Origin of the sequence: Candidatus Thiosymbion oneisti, from assembly GCF_900092655.1 — a bacterium.
GTDB lineage: Bacteria > Pseudomonadota > Gammaproteobacteria > Chromatiales > Chromatiaceae > Thiosymbion > Thiosymbion oneisti.
The window spans coordinates 1-364 of the sequence record NZ_FLUY01001849.1; the positions used below are offsets into that span (position 1 = coordinate 1).

At 49.2% G+C, this 364-nt stretch carries 1 protein-coding gene; it reads left to right on the forward strand.

What is annotated here, in order from left to right:
- Positions 1-113: 113 nt before the first annotated feature.
- A partial coding sequence (locus BQ17_RS19655; RefSeq protein WP_305118706.1) for a JAB domain-containing protein occupies positions 114-364 on the forward strand: 251 nt, incomplete at its 3' end.

Genomic DNA, 364 nt, shown 5'->3' on the forward strand with positions numbered 1-364 from the left:
ATGGGTCGCCGATGAGCATAACGCCCTCCTGGCCGACTGACACCGAAGGGGATTTTTGTGGGGATACTTCAGGGTCTATCTCCATTTCCGCACTATAAAGTAAAGGTCTCGCAATGGAAGTCAAACTAAGCAAACAACAAAAAGTCACCGTAAAGGGTTCGGAAGATATTTATCTGATCATGCGCCAAATTCTCCGTAGAGAGAATAAAATCGGTCAAGGACAGGAACACTTCTGGATGGTTGGCTTGAATCAAGCGAACAAGATCCTCTATATCGAGTTGGTCGCGCTGGGGTCTGCCAACATGGCGGGCATCAACCCCAGAGAAGCCTTCCGCATGGCGATTTACAAGCTCGCCGTTCAGGT